16 protein-coding genes and 1 pseudogene are annotated in these 18,175 nt (G+C 71.6%); 7 read left to right on the top strand and 10 right to left on the bottom strand.

Annotated elements, in window-relative coordinates; translation table 11 throughout:
• Nucleotides 1-87: 87 nt before the first annotated feature.
• From HDA31_RS30015 to HDA31_RS30005, 3 genes are all read right to left on the bottom strand, one after another.
• Nucleotides 88-1,602 (bottom strand): glycosyltransferase family 87 protein, encoded by a 1,515-nt coding sequence (locus tag HDA31_RS30015; protein ID WP_178066969.1) that lies wholly within the window; start codon nt 1,600-1,602, stop codon nt 88-90.
• 129 nt (nt 1,603-1,731) lie between these two features.
• The gene (locus HDA31_RS30010; protein WP_178066970.1) at nt 1,732-4,668 is read right to left on the bottom strand and encodes a transglycosylase domain-containing protein; all 2,937 of its coding nucleotides are present in this window, start codon (nt 4,666-4,668) and stop codon (nt 1,732-1,734) included.
• Nucleotides 4,669-4,859: 191 nt separating this feature from the next.
• Nucleotides 4,860-5,333, bottom strand: a complete 474-nt coding sequence (locus HDA31_RS30005) for a DUF5318 domain-containing protein (protein WP_178066971.1) — start codon at nt 5,331-5,333, stop codon at nt 4,860-4,862.
• A 174-nt stretch (nt 5,334-5,507) separates the two neighbouring features.
• On the opposite strand from HDA31_RS30005, the gene HDA31_RS30000 reads away from it, so the two are divergent.
• Both HDA31_RS30000 and HDA31_RS29995 read left to right on the top strand, forming a co-directional pair.
• Nucleotides 5,508-6,146 carry a PadR family transcriptional regulator gene (locus HDA31_RS30000; RefSeq protein ID WP_178066972.1) on the top strand — a complete coding sequence of 213 codons (639 nt, stop codon included), beginning with the start codon at nt 5,508-5,510 and terminating at the stop codon, nt 6,144-6,146.
• Between the two features lie 23 nt (nt 6,147-6,169).
• Nucleotides 6,170-7,249, top strand: coding sequence for an inositol-3-phosphate synthase (locus HDA31_RS29995; protein ID WP_077935340.1), 1,080 nt, complete (start codon nt 6,170-6,172; stop codon nt 7,247-7,249).
• Nucleotides 7,250-7,313: 64 nt separating this feature from the next.
• On the opposite strand, the gene HDA31_RS29990 is transcribed toward HDA31_RS29995, so the two are convergent.
• The 3 genes from HDA31_RS29990 to HDA31_RS31890 form a co-directional block, all read right to left on the bottom strand.
• Nucleotides 7,314-7,700, bottom strand: a complete 387-nt coding sequence (locus tag HDA31_RS29990; RefSeq protein ID WP_178066973.1) for a hypothetical protein — start codon at nt 7,698-7,700, stop codon at nt 7,314-7,316.
• Nucleotides 7,697-7,903: a ribbon-helix-helix protein, CopG family gene (locus tag HDA31_RS29985; protein ID WP_178066974.1), complete on the bottom strand. Its 207-nt coding sequence runs from the start codon at nt 7,901-7,903 to the stop codon at nt 7,697-7,699. The genes HDA31_RS29990 and HDA31_RS29985 overlap by 4 nt, the downstream gene beginning before the upstream one ends.
• 147 nt (nt 7,904-8,050) lie before the next feature.
• Nucleotides 8,051-8,197 carry a hypothetical protein gene (locus HDA31_RS31890; protein ID WP_221486721.1) on the bottom strand — a complete coding sequence of 49 codons (147 nt, stop codon included), beginning with the start codon at nt 8,195-8,197 and terminating at the stop codon, nt 8,051-8,053.
• Between the two features lie 8 nt (nt 8,198-8,205).
• Here HDA31_RS31890 and HDA31_RS31885 point away from each other — a divergent pair.
• A pseudogene (locus tag HDA31_RS31885) lies at nt 8,206-8,352 on the top strand (DUF397 domain-containing protein); the annotation flags it as partial.
• A 221-nt stretch (nt 8,353-8,573) separates the two neighbouring features.
• Here the strand turns inward: HDA31_RS31885 and HDA31_RS29975 are convergent.
• Nucleotides 8,574-9,059, bottom strand: a complete 486-nt coding sequence (locus HDA31_RS29975; RefSeq protein WP_178066975.1) for a methylated-DNA--[protein]-cysteine S-methyltransferase — start codon at nt 9,057-9,059, stop codon at nt 8,574-8,576.
• Nucleotides 9,060-9,204: 145 nt separating this feature from the next.
• Between HDA31_RS29975 and HDA31_RS29970 the strand changes: the two genes are divergently transcribed.
• Together HDA31_RS29970 and HDA31_RS29965 are read left to right on the top strand one after the other, a co-directional pair.
• Nucleotides 9,205-9,726, top strand: a complete 522-nt coding sequence (locus tag HDA31_RS29970; protein ID WP_178066976.1) for a SigE family RNA polymerase sigma factor — start codon at nt 9,205-9,207, stop codon at nt 9,724-9,726.
• The gene (locus HDA31_RS29965; RefSeq protein ID WP_178066977.1) at nt 9,723-10,856 is read left to right on the top strand and encodes a TolB family protein; all 1,134 of its coding nucleotides are present in this window, start codon (nt 9,723-9,725) and stop codon (nt 10,854-10,856) included. Before HDA31_RS29970 ends, HDA31_RS29965 begins: the two co-directional genes overlap by 4 nt.
• Nucleotides 10,857-10,891: 35 nt before the next feature.
• Here the strand turns inward: HDA31_RS29965 and HDA31_RS29960 are convergent, their stop codons facing one another.
• A complete protein-coding gene (locus HDA31_RS29960) occupies nt 10,892-11,659 on the bottom strand; it encodes a RhiA family protein (RefSeq protein ID WP_219824976.1) in 768 nt (255 codons plus the stop codon).
• A 363-nt stretch (nt 11,660-12,022) separates the two neighbouring features.
• Between HDA31_RS29960 and HDA31_RS29955 the strand changes: the two genes are divergently transcribed.
• Nucleotides 12,023-12,568 (top strand): NfeD C-terminal domain-containing protein, encoded by a 546-nt coding sequence (locus tag HDA31_RS29955; RefSeq protein WP_178066978.1) that lies wholly within the window; start codon nt 12,023-12,025, stop codon nt 12,566-12,568.
• A 36-nt stretch (nt 12,569-12,604) separates the two neighbouring features.
• Complete coding sequence (locus tag HDA31_RS29950; protein ID WP_074478223.1) at nt 12,605-14,113, top strand: flotillin family protein; 1,509 nt, start codon at nt 12,605-12,607, stop codon at nt 14,111-14,113.
• Between the two features lie 194 nt (nt 14,114-14,307).
• Here HDA31_RS29950 and HDA31_RS29945 read toward each other — a convergent pair whose 3' ends face one another.
• Both HDA31_RS29945 and HDA31_RS29940 read right to left on the bottom strand, forming a co-directional pair.
• Nucleotides 14,308-16,401, bottom strand: coding sequence for a S8 family serine peptidase (locus tag HDA31_RS29945; protein WP_246384241.1), 2,094 nt, complete (start codon nt 16,399-16,401; stop codon nt 14,308-14,310).
• Between the two features lie 218 nt (nt 16,402-16,619).
• Complete coding sequence (locus HDA31_RS29940; RefSeq protein ID WP_178066979.1) at nt 16,620-18,080, bottom strand: CCA tRNA nucleotidyltransferase; 1,461 nt, start codon at nt 18,078-18,080, stop codon at nt 16,620-16,622.
• Between the last annotated feature and the right edge of the window lie 95 nt (nt 18,081-18,175).

Genomic DNA, 18,175 nt, shown 5'->3' with positions numbered 1-18,175 from the left:
CGACCGGTCGCGCCGAGCTGCCGCGCCGCCGTGGGCGGCGCGGCCCGGCACGGGGGCCTCGCCCCGACCGGGTCGCGCCGAGGGCCGTCAGGCCGCCGTCGGGGCCGGCACGTTGGTGGGCTCGGCGGGCGCGGGTCGCCGCCGCCACCGGTCCACCCAGGGCGCGTCCGGCGCGCCGTCGAGCACCCCGCCGTCGGGGTCGTCGGCGTAGGTGTCGCGTACCGCGTCGCGCTCGGGGTGCAGGATCTCCTTCACCACCAGCACGCAGAGCAGCACGACGGTGCCCAGCCGCAGCGTCGCCGCCAGCACGAAGACGCCCTCGGGGAAGACGGGTCGGCTGGTCGCCGAGCCGAGCAGCTCCCCGTAGAAGGCGGCGAAGTAGCCGATCTCGGCGACCTGCCAGGCGATGAACGCGCCCCACTTGGGGCGGGCGAGGACGACCAGCGGCAGCAGCCAGAGGACGAACTGCTGCGACCACACCTTGCTGAAGATGAGGAACGCGGCGACGACGAGGAAGGCGAGCTGGGCCAGCCGGGGCCGCTTCGGCGCGCGCAGGGCCAGCACCGCGACGCCGAGGCAGGCCAGCCCGAACAGGGCGTACGAGAGCCAGTTCAGGGTGGGGATGTTGGCGTTGAGCCACTCGAACGGCCCCATCGAGCCGGGGCCGCCGGTGTTGACCTTGCCGTCGAGGTAGCGCCCGATGTACCAGAGCGTGCCCCAGTCGATCGGCCGGGTGGTGTTCAGCTCGAAGAAGCGGTCCCAGTTGTCGCGGTAGGCCACGGCCGCCGGCAGGTTGACGGCGACGAGGGCCACGAGCGCCGTGCCGACGGCGGTGAGGCCGGCGCGGATCCGGTTGGCGCGCAGCGCGAGCACGAGGATCGGCCCGAGGACGAACAGCGGCCACATCTTCGCCGCGCCGGCCAGGCCGAGCAGCACCCCGGCCAGCGCCGGCCGGCTGCGCGCCCAGGCGAGGAAGCCGAACGCGGCCAGCCCGATGGCGAGCAGGTCCCAGTTGACGGTGGCGGTGAGGAACAGGGCGGGGGCCAGCGCGAAGAGGGCGGCGTCCCAGGGTCGTCGGCGGCGCAGGGCGAGGATGACGGCGACGGTCGCCACGGCGAGGGCGCTGAGCACCAGGGCATTGGCGTTGTACGCCCACCGCCCCTGGTTGATCTCCGGGTTGTCGACGCCGAGGGCGTGCACCGGCAGCCCGAGGGCGCCCATGAAGTAGCCGGTCAGCACCGGGTACTCGACGGGGTGGTCCCGGTAGGGCACCTTGCCCTCGTTGAGCCCTTCGGCGTAGTAGAGCGCCAGCACGTCGGTGTAGCACATCCGCGTGTACTGGATGTTGTTCTGCCACGCGCCGTCCTGGCAGGGGGACTTCTGCACCCAGTGCAGGGCGAGGGTCAGGCAGGCCAGGGCCAGCACGATCCGGGCGGCCGTCCAGAACCGGCTCTCCCGGTCGGCGGGCCGGTCCAGCGCCACCGCGTGGTCGCCCAGCGGGCCACCGATCAGCTCGGAGGCCCCCCGGACGAGGCCATCCGACCGGGACGGGTGGTCGCCGGGACCGGCGTCGTCCATGTCTGCCGTCGACTGGGTGCTCATGGACAGGAATCATCCCGTACCGATGGCCCTCACGTCCCGCCCCCGCGCAAAACATTCCGATGGACGAAACGCCGTCGGCGGCCGGACGTGGTGTCCGGCCGCCGACGGCGGGTGTTCAGTGCGGTGGGTTCACTCCCTGGTGCGGGGGGTGATGGTCGGCAGCAGGCCGCCGCCGGTGCCCCCCTCGTTGTCGTTCCCGGGGTTCGTCGGCGTGTCGGGGCCGCCGCCGCCCGGGTTGGGGGGCCCGCCTCCACCCGGGTTGTTCGGGGTGTTGGGGTTGTTCGGGGTGTTCGGGTTGTTGCCCGGGTTCTGGCAGAAGATGTCCAGCGGGTTGCACGCCGGCGGGTCCGGGGTGGGCGGCGGGGGCGGCGGGTCGCCGTTGCCCGCCTCCGGGTCGCCGATGTTCGCGGCCGGCGGGAACGTCCTCTTCGGCTCGCCCTTGAGGGCGTCGTTCATGAACCGTTCCCAGATGCCGCCGGGTAGGTTCGCGCCGCTGACCCTGGTGCCGTCCTTCAGCTTCAGCGGCAGCCGCTTCTGCACGTTGCCCACCCAGACGGCCGTGGCGAGCTGCGGCGTGTAGCCGATCATCCAGGCGTCGCCGTTCTCCGAACTGTCGGACTTGAGCTCCCAGGTGCCGGTCTTGGCGGTCGCCTCACGGCCGTCGGCGAGCCGGTGGTTGACCTGGCCCGGGTATTCCTTGAGCACCGAGGTCACGTCGGCCACGACGTCCTTGTCGATCCGCCGCTTGGGGTCGAGCTTCTCGCTGCTGACCTTCTCCCACTTGCCGGTGGTCTCGTTCTGCTTCTCCACCGAGTAGAGGAAGTGGGCCTTGTTGTAGACGCCCCCGTTGGCGAAGGTGGCGACGCCGTTGGCGTGGTCGAGGACGGTGATCGGGTACTGGCCGTAGCCGACGACGTGGAAGAACGGCGACGGCGCGATGTCCTTCGGGTCGGTCTTGGTCAGGTCGTACGCCTTCGCGGGGTCGGTGTCCGTGCGCCACATGGTGGTGACGCCGGCCTGCTTGGCCATGTCGATGACCTTGTCCGGCCCGATCTCCTGGGTGACGTGGTAGAACGGCACGTTCAGCGACTTGAGGGTGGAGACCTTCAGGGTGCAGGAGTTGCCGCAGGACGGGTTGTCCACGCCCGCGTTGCTGACCTTGAACTTCGTCCCCTCGGGGGTGAAGCCCCGGCCCTTCCAGCGCGACTCCAGCGCCTTGCCGGCCTTCAGCGCGGCGGCCAGGGTATAGATCTTGAAGCTCGACCCCGGCGAGTGGCCGCCGGTGACGGTGCCGTTGGCGTCGGTGTTCTTGCCGGCGTAGTCGGTGCCGGTGCCGTTGTCGCCGCCGTAGTAGGCGACGACGCGCCCGGTCTCCGGGTCGATGGCGACGACCGCCGCCATCAGGTTCTTGGGCTGGCCGGCGAGCTCCGAGCCCTTCGTCTTGCGCTGGGCGGCCTCGACCGCCGCCTTCTGGATCTTGGTGTCGATGGTGGTGCGGATGCGGTAGCCGCCGGCCATCAGCGCCTGTGAGCAGAGCGGCTTCTTGTCGGTGACGTCGGCCTCCTTGTCGACGCAGAGGCCCTTCTCGCGCATCTCGACCTTGACGTAGTTGATGACGTTGCCGTACGGCGTGTTCACGCCGAAGTCGATGCCGGCGCCGCCGTTCTTGGGGCTCTTGATGTTCTTCGGGTACTCAGTCGGGCGCTCCGGCCGGCCGGGGGCGTTCAGCCAGCCCTCCTCGACCATGCCGTTGATGACGTAGTCCCAGCGGGACTTGGCGTCGACCGGGTTGACGGCCGGGTCGAACCCCCGGTGGGTCTCGCTGGCGACCGGCTGCTTGATCAGCGCGGCGAGCACCGCGCCCTCGGCGACGGTCAGGCTCTTCGCCGGCTTGCCGAAGTAGGTCTGCGCCGCCGCCTCGATGCCGTACGCGCCCCGGCCGAAGTAGATCACGTTGAGGTAGTGCTGCATGATCTGCGGCTTGCCGTACTTGTCGTTCAGCTTGGAGGCGAGGATCGCCTCCTTGACCTTCCGGGCGTAGGTGTCGTCCTTCAGGTTGTCGTACGCGTTGCGGGCGTACTGCTGCGTGATGGTCGACGCGCCCTGCTTGTCGCCGCCGGAGACGTTGTTCCACGCGGCGCGGGCGATGCCCTTGTAGTCCACACCGGAGTGCCGGTAGAAGTTGCGGTCCTCGGCTGCGGCCACCGCGTCCTGCACGTGCTGCGGGATCTGGTCGATGGTGACCAGGGTGCGGTTCTGCTCGCCCACCTTGGCGATGATGGTCTTGTTGTCCATCGCGTAGAGCGTCGTCGCCTGCGGCGGCGTGGTGTCCTCGGGCAGCACGACGTTGGTCGAGTAGTACGTGAAGCCGACGACGCCGATGCCGGCGAGCATGATGAAGACCGCGAAGCTGGCGATGAGGATGTTCGCCCGCCGGCGCTTGCGGGCCCGCGCCGACTTCGCCCGGCCGTCGGGGCCGCGGCCGCCGCGGTCACCCCCGCCGGGCGGCGCGCCGATGCCCGAGGTCGGGGAGACGCTCGCGCGGGCCACGGAGGCGCGGCCGGCGGGGCCGCCGAAGGCGGCGCCCACGGACGCGGCACCCACGCTCGCTCGTCCGGCGGAGCCGACACCGACCGAGGCCCGGCCCGCCGGGGAGACGGGCGCCGGGGAAACCGGCACCGAGGCGCGGCCCGCGCCGGCCCGGCCGGCTGTCGACCCGCCCGGGGCGGGGGAGACGGGCACCGAGGCCCGGCCGGGCACCGCGCGCCCGACCGACGCCGAGCCCACCGAGGCGGAGCCGGAGGCGGCTGTGCCGCGCGGCGGCACCGCCGCGGAGCCGGCGCGCGGCGGCACGGCCGCCGAGCCACCCACCGGGGCGCGGCCTCCCGCAGCCTGGCCGCGGGGCGGCACGGAGGCGCGGCCCGGCTGTGCCGTACCCTCTGACCAGCTGCCGCGGGCGTCGTCGCCGCGACGGTACGCGTCGGCCGGGCCCGCACCGGGGTCGCCGTTGGCGCCCGGTATCTGGGCGCGCCCGCGCGAGGAGCTGGGATCGCCGTACGAGTTCATTCCTCACACCCTGCCGGTCGCGGTGGGACGCGATCGCGCCGCCACCGGTTTGCCGTGAGCTGAAACACAGGACGCCGCCGCCCGAACGAGTCGGGCCGAGGGCATCACTTCCGGATCAATCGGACCTATCGGCCCTAAAAGCTGTCGGTCGTCCCGCCTCCTCCACATCGGGCCAACCGAGTCAGCTGGGTTCACCGTTGCGCCTCTCGCCTCCGCGGAACGGCCGGGCCGGCACCCGGGGCCGTGGCGGCCGAAGCACCGGCCGCGCCCTGGTCGGACCCGTCCTCCACGCCGCCGGCCAGCCCGTCCCGGCCCAGCAGGAACTGCTCGACGAGGTGGTTCCAGCCGCAGCCGAGGCACACCTCCACCACGAACACCTGGAACTCACGCAGCGTCATCGCCAGGACGGGCAACTCGGCAAGGGTACGCGCCTGCCCGGCGGACTGCTTGAGTTCGTCCCCGTAAATGTAGTGGACGTGGGTGAGGTTCTCGCTGCGGCAGATCGGGCAGCGCTCCTCGGTGGCCTCACCGTGGAAGCGGGCGGCGTTCTTCAGGTACGGCGACGCGTCGCAGACGTCGTAGGTGCCCACCCGGCCGGCGAGGAGTTCACGCAGCACCGCTCGCTTCCGGAGCGAGTAGTCGACGACCTGGCGCTGCGTACGCATGCGGAGAAGGGTACGCGGTCCGGCGCGGCGAGGCGACCGCCGTCACAATCGGTGACCCCGAGAATTCGGCATGGGGGTTTGCCCTGATCCTGGGTGAGCCGCTAACGTGCGATGTATCGGTCCGATACATCGCGGTGGTTGAGTCTCCGCGTCGGGGGTAAGGAAGGGTGGCCCGTGCTCGATCTCGCCATCCTCGGCCTCCTTCAGGAATCCCCGATGCACGGCTACGAGCTCCGCAAGGAGCTCACGGCCAAGCTGGGCGCAATCCGTGCGGCGATCAGCTACGGCTCGCTCTACCCCACCCTGCGCCGGCTGCAGGCGGCCGGGTGGATCACCGAGGCCGACGAGACGCCCGCCACCGCCGAGGAGGTCCCCGCACTGACCAGCCGCAGGGGGCGGGTGGTCTACAAGATCACTGCGGAGGGCAAGGAACGCTTCGCCCAGCTCATCGCGCAGGCCGGCCCCGAGACGTACGACGACACGGGCTTCGGTGTGCACTTCGCGTTCTTCGCCCGCACCGACCAGGCGACCCGGCTCCGCATCCTGGAGGGCCGCCGCCGCAAGATCGAGGAACGCCGCGAGGGGCTTCGCGACGTGCTGGGCCGGGCGGCCGAGCGCCTCGACGCGTACACCCTGGAACTTCAGCGCCACGGCCTCGACGCCTGTGAACGCGAGGTCCGCTGGCTGGAGGAGCTCATCGCCAACGAGCGCTCCGGCCGTGCCCCGACGGTCCCGGGAACCGGGACGGCCGGCGGCCGACGAGATAACGACAGCCCGCCTCCGCCTGGAGAGTCCAGGAAAGAGCGGCCGTGATGAAGAAGAAGGAGGCAGACGCTATGGGCTCCGTCCGCGTCGCCATCGTCGGTGTGGGTAACTGCGCCTCGTCCCTCGTGCAGGGCGTGGAGTACTACCGCAACGCCGACCCGAACGACCGCGTCCCGGGTCTCATGCACGTCACCTTCGGCGACTACCACGTCTCGGACGTGGAGTTCGTCGCGGCGTTCGACGTCGACGCCAAGAAGGTGGGCATGGACCTCGCGGAGGCGATCGTCGCCAGCGAGAACAACACGATCAAGCTCTGCGACGTGCCGCCGACCGGCGTCAGCGTGCAGCGCGGCCCGACCTTCGACGGCCTGGGCCAGTACTACCGCGAGATCGTCGAGGAGTCGGACGCCGAGCCGGTCGACGTGGCCAAGGCGCTGCGCGACGCGCAGGTCGACGTCGTCGTCTCCTACCTGCCGGTCGGCTCCGAGCAGGCCGACAAGTTCTACGCCCAGGCCGCGATCGACGCCGGCTGCGCGTTCGTCAACGCCCTGCCGGTCTTCATCGCCTCCGACCCCGAGTGGGCCAAGAAGTTCGAGGACGCGGGCCTGCCGATCGTCGGCGACGACATCAAGAGCCAGGTCGGCGCGACCATCGTGCACCGGGCCCTGGCGAAGCTGTTCGAGGACCGCGGGGTGGAGCTGCTGCGCACGTACCAGCTCAACTTCGGCGGCAACATGGACTTCATGAACATGCTGGAGCGCAACCGGCTGGTCTCGAAGAAGATCTCGAAGACCCAGTCGGTCACGTCCCAGATCCCGCACGAGATGCAGAAGAGCGACGTGCACATCGGCCCGTCGGACCACGTGCCGTGGCTCGACGACCGCAAGTGGGCGTACATCCGCCTGGAGGGCCGCTCCTTCGGCGACACCCCGCTCAACGCGGAGCTGAAGCTTGAGGTGTGGGACTCGCCGAACTCGGCCGGCGTCATCATCGACGCCGTCCGGGCCGCGAAGATCGCCCTGGACCGCAAGATCGGTGGCCCGATCCTGTCGGCCTCGTCGTACTTCATGAAGTCCCCGCCGGTGCAGTACGCCGACCACGACGCGCACGCCGCCGTCGAGTCCTTCATCAAGGGCGAGGTCGAGCGCTGACGCGCTGACCCCAGCACGATCACGGAGGGCCGGGTCCGTCGGGACCCGGCCCTCCGTGGTTCGTTCAGGCCGGCATCCCCAGGTACGGCGACAGCCGCAGTGCGATCTCGTCCACCGAGTCGACCTCGCCGCTGGCCATCGCATCGGTCAACGCCATCCGCTCCTTGGCCGGCATATCGAGGACGAGGCCGGAACGTTCCAGGCAGACATCCGCCGCCATCCAGCCAAGACTGGCGTTCCACATGTCGAGCGGACGCCAGACCATGATCGCGTGCAGGAGGGCCGCTGCCCGATCTATCGGTGTCGGATAGACGCGGCCGTCCAACAGGTGCGCGTGGGGCCGGGCGGCAGCAGCGAAGAGGATCCCCCCATCCCGCACGATCGTTCGAGAAGCCGTGCTGCCGGAGAGCAGGAGGAGCAGGTCCTCCGCATCGGGCCAGAATCGCGTCACCGGTCGCCCAACATCTCGTAGAACTCCGCGTTCCGCTCCCGCACCCGCCGGGCGGCCTGGCGAGTCCACTCGTCGCGCTCCTGGCGATCCAGGTACGCCTCGATGGCCACCTCGACGGTCTTGTGCATCGAGCGGTGCTCGGCCTCGGCCAGCTCACGGAGCCGCTGTTCCACTTCGGGCTTGAGCGTCAGAGTGAAGGCCATACCAGATTTGTATAGCCTGTCAGGGGTCACGTCAACCAAGCTGGGCACTGCTTCTCCTTACGCCGCTCCTTACGCCGCGCATACCCGGCCAACGGCCGACGGGGAAGTCGGATGCGGCCGCACCGGCAGCGAGATGTGTAACAGTCGTCACGTTCTCTTCGCCCCTCGCCTGAGGCCGTCCGGGCGCACGAATATCGTCCGGCGCTCGACCGCCTCGCCCCGCGCGTCGAGCTGGTAGACGTCGAGCCAGCACCAGCCGTCGTAGGTCGTCAGGTCGTCCCGCACCCGGATCACCCGAGCCACGATGCGTCGAGGCGGGGCCGGTGCTCGACGGCAGCGGCCGGTTCGCCGTCCGCGACAGCAAGGACCGCACCGGCCCGACGCTGCTCTTCCCCGCCGCCGACTGGACCGCCTTCCTCACCGACCTCCGCGCCGGACGATTCGCCTGATCCCCTGACGGCCGGACTGCTCCTGGCCGGTCAAGATCGTGCTCGATCAGTGATCGAGTGGCCTCGCCCCGGCCTGAGGCCACTCTTTCCGCGATTGAGCACGCTCTCCCACGTCTTCCGGCCGACTGGCCCTCTCGGCCCCGAAAAGCTCAGCGATATCAGCACAAAACGGCCACCAGGGGCCGAAAGCACCAAGATCCGTGGAATGCCGCTCAAGCCCCTCAGGACCAGGCTCGGCGCAGGGCGACGCCCGCCTCCAACTCCAGCAGCTTCACCTTGCGCGGCAGGCCGCCGCCGAACCCGACCAGCTTCGCCCCCGCGCCCACGATCCGGTGGCAGGGGACGATCACGGGGATCGGGTTGCGGTTGCAGGCCACCCCGACGGCCCGCGCCGCCCCCGGGTCGCCGTCGCCGACCAGCCGGGCCACCTCGCCGTAGGTAGCCGTCTCCCCGTACGGGATGCGGGTCATCTCCCGCCACACCGCGCGCTCGAACTCGGAGCCCCGGCGCGCCGCCACGGGCACGGTGAACTCGGTCAGCTCCCCGGCGAAGTACGCCCGCAGCTCGGCCACGGCCCGGCCGGACAGTTCGTCGCCGGGGACGTCGACGGCGCTCTCCACCCGCCCGAAGTGCGCGCCGCACACGGCGGCGTCGTCGGTGGCCACGGAGAACTCGCCGATCGGGGAGTCGAGCACGGTCCAGCGCACACCCCATCCTCCCCCGCCGGCGCGACGCGCCCCGACCCCGCCCGCCCGACCCCGCCAGCCCGGCCCACCGGCGCCGGCCCGATCCGCCCGCCGGGTGAGGCAAACTTCCGGTCCCGGCCGGCGTCTTGACCATCGGAGGTGGACGGTGGCTGAGGTGACCGACGGGGAGTTCACCGCGTTCGTCAACGACCGCGGCGAGGCCCTGCTGCGTGTCGCGTACGCCCTGGCCGGCAGCCAGCACGGCGCGGAGGACCTGCTCCAGAACGCGCTGGCCAAGGCGTACACGCGCTGGCCGCAGATCCGGGGCGACGCCGAGCCGTACGTGCGTCGGATCCTCTACCACGACCAGGTCTCCGGCTGGCGTCGGCGGGCCAGGCGACCCGAGGTGCCGCTCGACGCGTTGCCCGAGGTGCCGGCGGAGCGGGACACCGGCCACGACGCCGACCTGCGGATGCTGCTGCGGGACGCCCTGCTGACGCTGCCGCCCCGGCAACGGGCGGTACTGACCCTGCGCTACCTGGAGGACCTGAGCGTCGAGCAGACCGCCGCGCTGCTGGGCTGCCGGACGGGGACGGTGGCCAGTCAGGCGTCCCGGGCCCTGGCCAAGTTGCGCCGGCTCGTGCCGGCCTTCGCCGAGTACGCCGATCGCCCGGAGGTGTCCCGATGAGTTCCCCGGCCGAGGAGGCGCTGAAGGCAGCCGTACGTGATCTCGCCCGCCAGGCCCGGCCGGTGCCGGACCTGGCGGCGGGGGCGATACGGCGTGGCCGGCGGCTGCGGGCCCGTCGCCGGGCGGCGGCGGCAGCGGGTGCCGCCCTGGTCGCCGTCGCCGCCGTGGCGCTGCCGTTCGTGCTGCTGAGGCCGGATTCGCCGGTCCGGCCGGCGGTGCCCGAGCCGACGGCCACGGTCACTCCGACCCCGGAGCTGCTGCCCACCCCGGGGCCGAGCTGGAGCACGTCGCCGCTGGCCCTGCCCGGCGGCTGGGTGGTCACCGGCGCCGGCCGGGACGGCTCCAACCAGGGCGGCTCAGGCTGGGTGCTCGACCGCAGCCAGGGCCGCTACCTCGCCGTCCAGGGATACACCGGGGTGTGGCCCGCGCCGGAAGGCACGCTCACCGCCCTGGCCGACGAGGACCGGCCCGGGGAGATCGGCCTGGCCGACTCGGCCCGACGGCGCACGACCTGGTTCCGGACCGGAGTGTGGCTCATGCAGCCGCAGTGGTCGCCGGACGGCCGCCGCCTCCTGCTGACCCTCCGGGCGGAGGGCGATCCGATGCGCATCGGTGTGCTCGACCCCGCCGGCGGGCTCGACGGCAAGGGCGCTCTCGACTCGTTCCCCGTCGACACCGACCGCTACTTCTGCACCGACTACTGCTTCTTCACCTGGACCCGGGACGGCCGGGAGGTGGTGCTCCAGCAGACCGGATCGGGTGGGCCGCAGTCGGAGTCCGCCCGGCATCCCCGGCGGGGCGTGCAGCTCTTCTCCGCCGACGACGGCCGGCCCACCCGGTTCGTCGCCGTGCCCGGCGACCCGGCCGGCCCGTGGGCCTGGTCGCCCGACGGGCGGCTCGTGGTGGTGCAGGGCCAGCACGAGCCGCTGCTCGTCGAGACCGCCGACGGCCGAGTCGTCCGGGCCCTGCCGGCCGCCGACGCCGCCTTCGTCACCGACGACCGCCTGCTCTACCGCCGCCCGTACGGCGACCGGGACTTCGTGCTCGCCGACCCGACCGGGCGGGAGCTGGTGCGGCAGCCGCTCCCGCCCGAGCTGGTCGACCGGGCCGTCACCGTCGCCCCCGGTTGACGGGGCGGGCGCTCGGCACCGGGCCCGGCCGGCCGTCAGTTCCCGTAGGAGATGTTCCACTCCTTGCCGTCGAAGACGGCCTTGGCGCTGGTCATGCCGACGGGGTACACCATCTTGGCCGGTTGGGTGAGTTCGGAGATGTCCATCACCTCGCTGCTCGCGAAGCTTCCGAAGGCGAGCCAGTAGGTCGGTTTGGGGCCGAACTCGACCCCGAGGTTCGGCACCGTCGGCACCACGAACGTGCCGGCTCCCGACATTCCGATTCCCACGCTTCCCTGGTCGTCGTTGCCCGGCCCCGGAACGCTGTCGTCCTGCTTGATTATCAGGCTCCCATTCTTACCCGACGGGCCGGTCGGGCCGAATTCGAAACCGCCGTCGACGTAGGAGAGGGGGACCTGATTGTTCTGGGTCAGGTCGGCCTCCAGGATCTGGCCTGCCACGAACTGCGTCCCGGGGACGAGCGTGCCGACCTGCCCCCAGACGAAGTTGTAGTCGATGGTCCACTTGTATTCGATCGTCGTCGACGGGTGGCACATCTTCGACATCCAGGCGAGCGTGACCGCGTCGCTCGGAAGCGCGGGGTTCTCCTGGAAGAGGATGGCATTCATGCCGTCCAGCGCGGAAGCGTTCGAAATCGTGACGCTGTAGCCGACGGCGTCCTTCTTCGCCCGGACGTCGTGCGACGGGGCCCCGCGGGACGCCGCCCTCGCCTGGTCCGTGCGGCTGGTGCCGAGCAGGGCGGCGCCCAGGCCCGCGCCCAGCGCGGCGAGCCCTCCCCGTCGGCTGATCCTGATCTCTCTCATCGCTCCTCCTCGCGCACGACAAATTCCCCTGCCGACACCCCAAGAAAAGGAGAGGGAGCGTCAGGGTTTCGAATCGGAAGGATCTCACTCTCGATCAATAAAATCTGAGAGCGTCAATATGTTATGTAGGAAATCCTTATCAGGGCAAGGGCTTCCCCGCCGCGCGGTATGGTCAACTCCCATGCGCCGAAATTTGCAGTTCAAACGAGGGCTGATTTACGCGGTATTGCAGCGGAAGGCGCCTTAGGTGTGAATGACCTCGGCGCCTCCGACTCCGCCGGACACCGCGGCCGGTTCCGGCCGGTCCGATGGACCGGGAGAGCACGACGTCCCGCGTGACGGGGCACACCCCGCCACGCCCGGATGACCTTGCACAGGGCGGCTACCGTGCAGGTCGTGGCCACCGGAACGCTCATTTTCCTGATCATCGGCGGGGCGGGCGTCGGCGTGCTGGCGCTGGCCCTGCTCGGCACCGAGCTGTTCCACTTCGCCCATCCCGGCGCCGACGGGCCGGTGTCCCTGGAGGCGGTCGCCGGGTTCGCCGGCGCGTTCGGTTTCGGCGCGGCGATCGTCAACGAGCTGCTCGGTGCGCGTACCCCCGGGATGGTCGCGGCGGCGGTGGCCGGCGGCGCGGTCGCGGCGGCGCCCACGGCGTGGGTCGCGGCCCGACTGAGCCGGGCGGCCCGCACCATGCGCACCGACCCCACGCCCACCCGCCACCACCTCGTCGGCGCGCTCGGCCTGGTCGTGACCCCGATTCCCGTGGACGGCTACGGCGAGGTCCGGGTCCGGGTCGCCGGCCAGCCGGTCAAGCTCAACGCCCGGGCCGACCGGCCGATCGGGATGGGCGAGCAGATCTTCGTGGTCGAAGCCCTGAGCGAGACCAGCGTGCACGTCGAAACCTACTGACCCCACCACCCTCCCCTGTCGCAGAGCGGAAGTCGCATGCCCCTTCTCATCGCCATCGGCGGCGCGGTACTCCTCGTCGTCGTGCTCATCCTGTTCGTGCTGTCCCGGATCAAGGTCGCCGGGCCCAACGAGGCGTTCATCGTCACCGGCCGCAAGGGCCGGACCACGCAGACCGCCGACGGCGGCCGGTCCACCGACAACTCCGGGCAGAAGGTCGTCCTCGGCGCGTCGGTGTTCGTGCTGCCCGTGGTGCAGAAGATCCAGTCGCTGGACCTGTCCAGCCGCCGCATCGACGTCGGCATCAAGGGCGCGGTCAGCAAGCAGGGCATCCGGGCCGACCTGCACGGCGTCGCCATCGTCAAGGTCGGCGGCACCGAGGACGCGATCCGCGCCGCCGCCCAGCGCTTCCTGCACCAGCAAGACGAGATCGACAACTTCACCCGCGAGGTGCTGGCCGGCGCGCTGCGCTCGATCGTCGGCCGGCTCACCGTCGAGGAGGTCATCCGGGACCGGGCCGCGTTCGCCAGCGCGGTCGCCGAGGAGGCCGAGCACTCGATGACCAACCAGGGGTTGGTGCTGGACACCTTCCAGCTCCAGGACATCGTGGCGGAGGGCTCGTACCTCCAGGACCTGGGGCGGCCGGAGGCGGCCCGGGTGCTCAAGGACGCGGCGATCGCCGAGGCGCGGGCCCGGCAGCAGGCCGAGCAGGAGCGGCTGCTCGCCGAGGAGGCCATCGCCGAGGCCAACCGGAACCTGTCGCTCAAGCAGGCCGCCATCCAGGCGGAGATCGACGCGGCGAAGGCGAAGTCGGCGGCGGCCGGGCCGCTCGCCCAGGCCGAGCGGGACCAGGCGATCCTCTCCGAGCAGCAGAAGGTGGCCGAGCGCAACGCCGAGCTGAAGCAGCGCCAGCTCGACACCGAGGTGCGCAAGCCGGCCGACGCCGCCCGGTACAAGGTGGAGCAGGAGGCCGAGGCGGCCCGCAACGCGGCGGTGCTCAACGCCGACGCGCAGCGCCAGGCCACCATCGCCGCCGCGCAGGCCGCCGCCGAGCAGTCCCGGCTCACCGGTGAGGGCGAGCGGGCCCGTCGGGCCGCGCTGGCCGAGGCGAACGCCATCGAGGGCGCCAAGGAGGGCGAGGCCGAGCAGCGCCGGCGGTCCGCGATCGCCGAGGCCGTCGAGCGGGAGGGCCAGGCGGAGGCCGCGGCCATCCTCGCCAAGGGCCAGGCCGAGGCCGACGCGATGGCCCGCAAGGCCGAGGCGTTCGCCGCGTACGGGGAGGCCGCCGTGCTGGACCTGCTCGTCCGGGTGCTGCCGCAGGTGGTCGAGGCCGCCAGCGCGCCGATCGGCGCGATCGACAAGATGACCGTCATCTCCACCGACGGGGCGTCGACGCTGACGAAGTCGGTGGCGAGCAACGTGGCGCAGGGCCTCCAGCTCGGCACCGACCTGACCGGCATCGACCTGGCCGGCCTGCTCGCCAAGCTCGGCGCGGCGCGCAACGGCTCCGAGGCGGCCACCGTGGATGGCACCGCCGTCGACCGCTGACCCTCTCGTCCGGCGACCCGAAGCCGGCCGGGCCCGTCGTGGGCCCGGCCGGCTTCGCTTTCGGGTACGGGCACCCGGCGGGTTCCGGCATCCGGAGGGGTACGGGTGTCCGGCTCGCGGGGCAACGGCCGACGCCCGCCGGACCACCCCGGTGGGGGCGGTGCCGACGGGCGTCGGATGTGGTGCGGGGCCGGTCAGGCGAGGCCGATGGTGAACTGCTCCCACGAGCCGACCGAGGTGCTCTTGGCGATCAGCGGCTTGCTGCCGCCGCTGTCGGCCTTGACGATCTTGCTGTTCGCGTTCGCGTACAGGTGTACGGTGCCGTCCGGGTGGTGCCACCCGACGAAGAACGCCTCCCAGTCGCTGATCGAGCCGGCCTTCGCCAGCAGCGGCTGGGAGCCGCCGCTCTGCGCCGTCACGTACTTGTTGTTGACCAGCGCGCGGAAGGCGACCCAGCCGTAGCCGAGGTCGACCAGCTCGTACTTCTCCCAGGAGCCGACCGAGGTGCTGCGGGCCAGCAGCGGCTTGCTGCCGCTGCCGTCGGCCGCCACGAACTTGCCGTTCGCCTTGGCCTTCACGCTGACGATCGGGTTGGGCGCCTCGAAGTCGAACTTCTCCCAGGCGCCGATGCTGGCGCTCTTGGCGAGCAGCGGCTTGCTGCCCGCGCCGTCGGCGGCCACGTACTTGCCGTTGACCTGCGCCTTGAGGCTGATGCTGCCGTCGGTGTTGTTGAACAGCTGGAACTTCTCCCACGCGCCGATCGCGGTGCTCTTGGCGATCAGCGGCTTGCTGCCGCTGCCGTCGGCCGCGACGTACTTGCCGTTGGCCTTCGACTTGAGGGCGACCACCCCGCTGCTGACGGAGACGACATCGAACTTCTCCCACCCGCCGAGCTGCCAGCTACGGGCGATCAGGGGCTTGGAGCCGCCGCTCTCGGCCACGACGAGGGAGTCGTTGACCCGGGCCCGCAGGCCGACGTTGGTGCGCGCCACCGGGGCCGCGCCCACGTGCGCGAGCCGGTCGATGCTGCCCGCCGGGCCGAGCACCGCGCCGGAGACGCCGTTGGTGACGACGGCGTTGCGCACCTGCTGCGGGGTCCAGCCCGGGTTCTGCGCGAGCAGCTGGGCGGCGATGCCGGCCACGTGCGGCGCGGCCATCGACGTCCCGTTGATCGTCTCCGTCGCGGTGGTGCCGCCGATCCACGCCGAGGTGATGCCGACGCCGGGGGCGAACGTGTCCAGGCAGGTCCCGTAGTTGGAGAAGCCGGCCATCATGTCGACCCGGTCGGTGGCGCCGACGGTGATGGCGGCCGGCGCGCGGGCCGGCGAGTACGCGCAGGCGTCGTCGGCCTCGTTGCCGGCGGCGACGACGTAGGTGATGCCCTGGCCGATGGAGGTGGCGATCGCGTCGTCCAGCACCGGGTCCACGTCACCGCCGAGGCTCATGTTCGCCACCGCGGGCTTCTGGGCGTTGTTGGTCACCCAGTCGATCCCGGCGACGACCCCCTCGGTCGAGCCGTAGCCCTCGCAGTCGAGCACGCGGACCGCGACCAGGTCGACGTCCTTGGCGACGCCGTAGGTGGTGCCGCCCACGGTGCCGGCCACGTGCGTGCCGTGGCCGTTGCAGTCGGCGGCGTCGCCGCCGTCGACCGCGTCGAACCCGTAGCTGGCCCGGCCGCCGAAGTCCTGGTGGTTGACGTTGATGCCGCTGTCGATGATGTACGCGGTGACGCCGCTCGACGACGGGTACGTGTAGGACTTGCTCAACGCCGGGGTGGTCTGGTCGATCCGGTCCAGGCCCCACGAGGGCGGGTTGGTCTGGGTGCCGCTCGCCGAGACCTTGCGCACCGGCTCGACGTACGCGACGTCCGGGTCGGCCGCCAGCCGCTTCGCCTGAGCGGGGGTGAGCTGCGCGGAGTAGCCGCGCAGGGCGCCGGTGAAGACCTTGCGCACCGTGCCGCCGTTGGCCTTGGACAGGGCCTTGACGGTGCTGCGGGTGGTGCTCGCGCTGGCCTTGCCGTTCTTCAGCTTGACGATGTAGCGGCCCGGCACGACGCCCTTGGTCGAGGCGTCACGCGCCTGCGACCGCTTCGGCGCGGTCAGGTTCGGCCGCACCGGGTTGCCGGCGGCGTCCAGGCTGGACGCCGCCACGCCGGCCGGCTCGGGGCTGGCCTGGGGGGTCGGTTCGGCCATCGCCGCGCCGCCGGTGGTGGCGAGGGCGATGGAGGTCGCGGAGGCGAGGGCGAGCCCGGCCACCGCGGAGCGGCGCGTTACGCCACGACGTGTCAAAGAGATCTCCCCGTTGCAACTTCGGCCGTCCACCTCGGACGGCCGAGAACAATGAATCCGGCCTCACACTGAAATGGACAGGAGGCCACGATGATGTTGCATCATCATGGACGCTGGTCGAACGGAATTACCTCAGCCGATCGGTCGATACGCTACCGTCGCGTCGTCAGTTTCCCGACAGGCCACGCCGGCGGGCCCCAGGTCCGCAGGCCCCGTGATCAGCCGCCGATGCCCTGTTCGCGGGCCCAGCGCAGCAGCTCCGCCTCGGCCTCGTCGCGGTCCAGCGGGCCGCGCTCCAGGCGCAGCTCCTTGAGGTGCTTCCAGGCCCGGCCCACGACCGGCCCCGGCGGCACGCCGAGCAGCTCCATGATGGCGTTCCCGTCGAGGTCGGGGCGGACCCGGGCGAGGTCCTCCTCGGCGGCGATCCGGGCGATCCGCTCCTCCAGCGCGTCGTAGTCGGCCGCGAGGGCCGCCGCCTTGCGCCGGTTGCGGGTGGTGCAGTCCGAACGGGTCAGCTTGTGCAGGCGGGCCAGCAGGTCACCGGCGTCGGTGGCGTAGCGGCGCACCGCCGAGTCCGTCCACTCGCCCCGGCCGTATCCGTAGAAGCGCAGGTGCAGGCCCACCAGCTTGACCACCTGGGCCGTGACGTCCTTCGGGTAGCGCATGGCCTTCATCCGGGCCTTGGTCAGCCGGGCGCCGACGACCTCGTGGTGGTGGAAGCTGACCCGGCCGTCCGACCCGACGGCCTTGGTGGCCGGCTTGCCGACGTCGTGCATGAGCGCGGCCATCCGCAGGACGAAGTCGCACCCGTCGGTCTCGTACGACACGGCGTTGGCGACCACAGTGAGCGTGTGCTCGTAGACGTCCTTGTGCTGGGCGTGCTCGTCGATCTCCAGCTTCAGCCCGGTCAGCTCGGGCAGGAAGCGGTCGGCCAGGCCGGTGTCGACCAGCAGCCGCAGGCCGGTGATCGGGTCCGCGCCGCAGAGCAGCTTGGTGAACTCGTCACGGATCCGCTCGGCGGTGATCCGGTCCAGGTCGGCGGCCATCCTGCTCATCGCGGTCCGCACGTCGGGGTGCACCGCGAAGCGGAGCTGGGCGGCGAACCGGGCGGCGCGCAGCATCCGCAGCGGGTCGTCGCCGAACGACTCGGCGGGGGTGCCGGGGGTGCGGATCACCCGGGCGGCGAGGTCGTCGAGGCCGCCGTGCGGGTCGGTGAACCGGTGCGCGGGCAGGCTCACCGCCATCGCGTTGATGGTGAAGTCGCGCCGCCTGAGGTCCTCGGTGAGGCTGGTGCCGTACTCCACGACGGGGTTGCGGCTGACCTGGTCGTACGCCTCGGCGCGGAAGGTCGTGATCTCCAGCCGCAGCCCGTCGCGCTGGCAGCCGATGGTGCCGAACTCGCGCCCGGTCTCCCAGATCGACTCGGCCCAGCCCTTGACGACCTGCAGGGTCTGGTCGGGGTGGGCGTCGGTGCAGAAGTCGAGGTCGTCGCCGAGGCGGCCGAGCAGGGCGTCGCGCACCGAACCGCCCACCAGGTGCAACTCGTGGCCGGCGTCGGCGAACCGGCGGCCCAGCTCGTCGGCGACCGGCGAGACGCGGAGCAGTTCGGCGACGGCGTTGCGCTGCGCGGCGGTGAGTTCGCGGCGGTCGGCGGCGTGGGGTGCGGAGGCTTCGGACATGGGATCGCCAGCCTATCGGTCGGGTCGGGGGCCTGATCCGCCGGGCGCGGGTAGGCAGCAGGTGTTGACTATGGTCATGGTGTGCGGGCCGGTGC

Source organism: Micromonospora carbonacea (assembly GCF_014205165.1).
Taxonomy (GTDB): Bacteria; Actinomycetota; Actinomycetes; order Mycobacteriales; family Micromonosporaceae; genus Micromonospora; species Micromonospora carbonacea.
The sequence above is the reverse complement of the archived record's forward strand: the minus strand, read 5'-3'. Positions and strand labels throughout refer to the sequence as shown.

Excerpts from the sequence above, each read along its gene's own strand:
- HDA31_RS29960 (WP_219824976.1), bottom strand. The coding sequence starts at position 11,659 with ATGAGAGAGATCAGGATCAGCCGACGGGGAGGGCTCGCCGCGCTGGGC.
- HDA31_RS29965 (WP_178066977.1), top strand. The coding sequence starts at position 9,723 with ATGAGTTCCCCGGCCGAGGAGGCGCTGAAGGCAGCCGTACGTGATCTC.
- HDA31_RS29985 (WP_178066974.1), bottom strand. The coding sequence starts at position 7,903 with ATGGCCTTCACTCTGACGCTCAAGCCCGAAGTGGAACAGCGGCTCCGT.
- HDA31_RS30015 (WP_178066969.1), bottom strand. The coding sequence starts at position 1,602 with ATGAGCACCCAGTCGACGGCAGACATGGACGACGCCGGTCCCGGCGAC.
- HDA31_RS29950 (WP_074478223.1), top strand. The coding sequence starts at position 12,605 with ATGCCCCTTCTCATCGCCATCGGCGGCGCGGTACTCCTCGTCGTCGTG.
- HDA31_RS29955 (WP_178066978.1), top strand. The coding sequence starts at position 12,023 with ATGACCTTGCACAGGGCGGCTACCGTGCAGGTCGTGGCCACCGGAACG.
- HDA31_RS30005 (WP_178066971.1), bottom strand. The coding sequence starts at position 5,333 with ATGCGTACGCAGCGCCAGGTCGTCGACTACTCGCTCCGGAAGCGAGCG.
- HDA31_RS29940 (WP_178066979.1), bottom strand. The coding sequence starts at position 18,080 with ATGTCCGAAGCCTCCGCACCCCACGCCGCCGACCGCCGCGAACTCACC.
- HDA31_RS30010 (WP_178066970.1), bottom strand. The coding sequence starts at position 4,668 with ATGAACTCGTACGGCGATCCCAGCTCCTCGCGCGGGCGCGCCCAGATA.
- HDA31_RS29995 (WP_077935340.1), top strand. The coding sequence starts at position 6,170 with ATGGGCTCCGTCCGCGTCGCCATCGTCGGTGTGGGTAACTGCGCCTCG.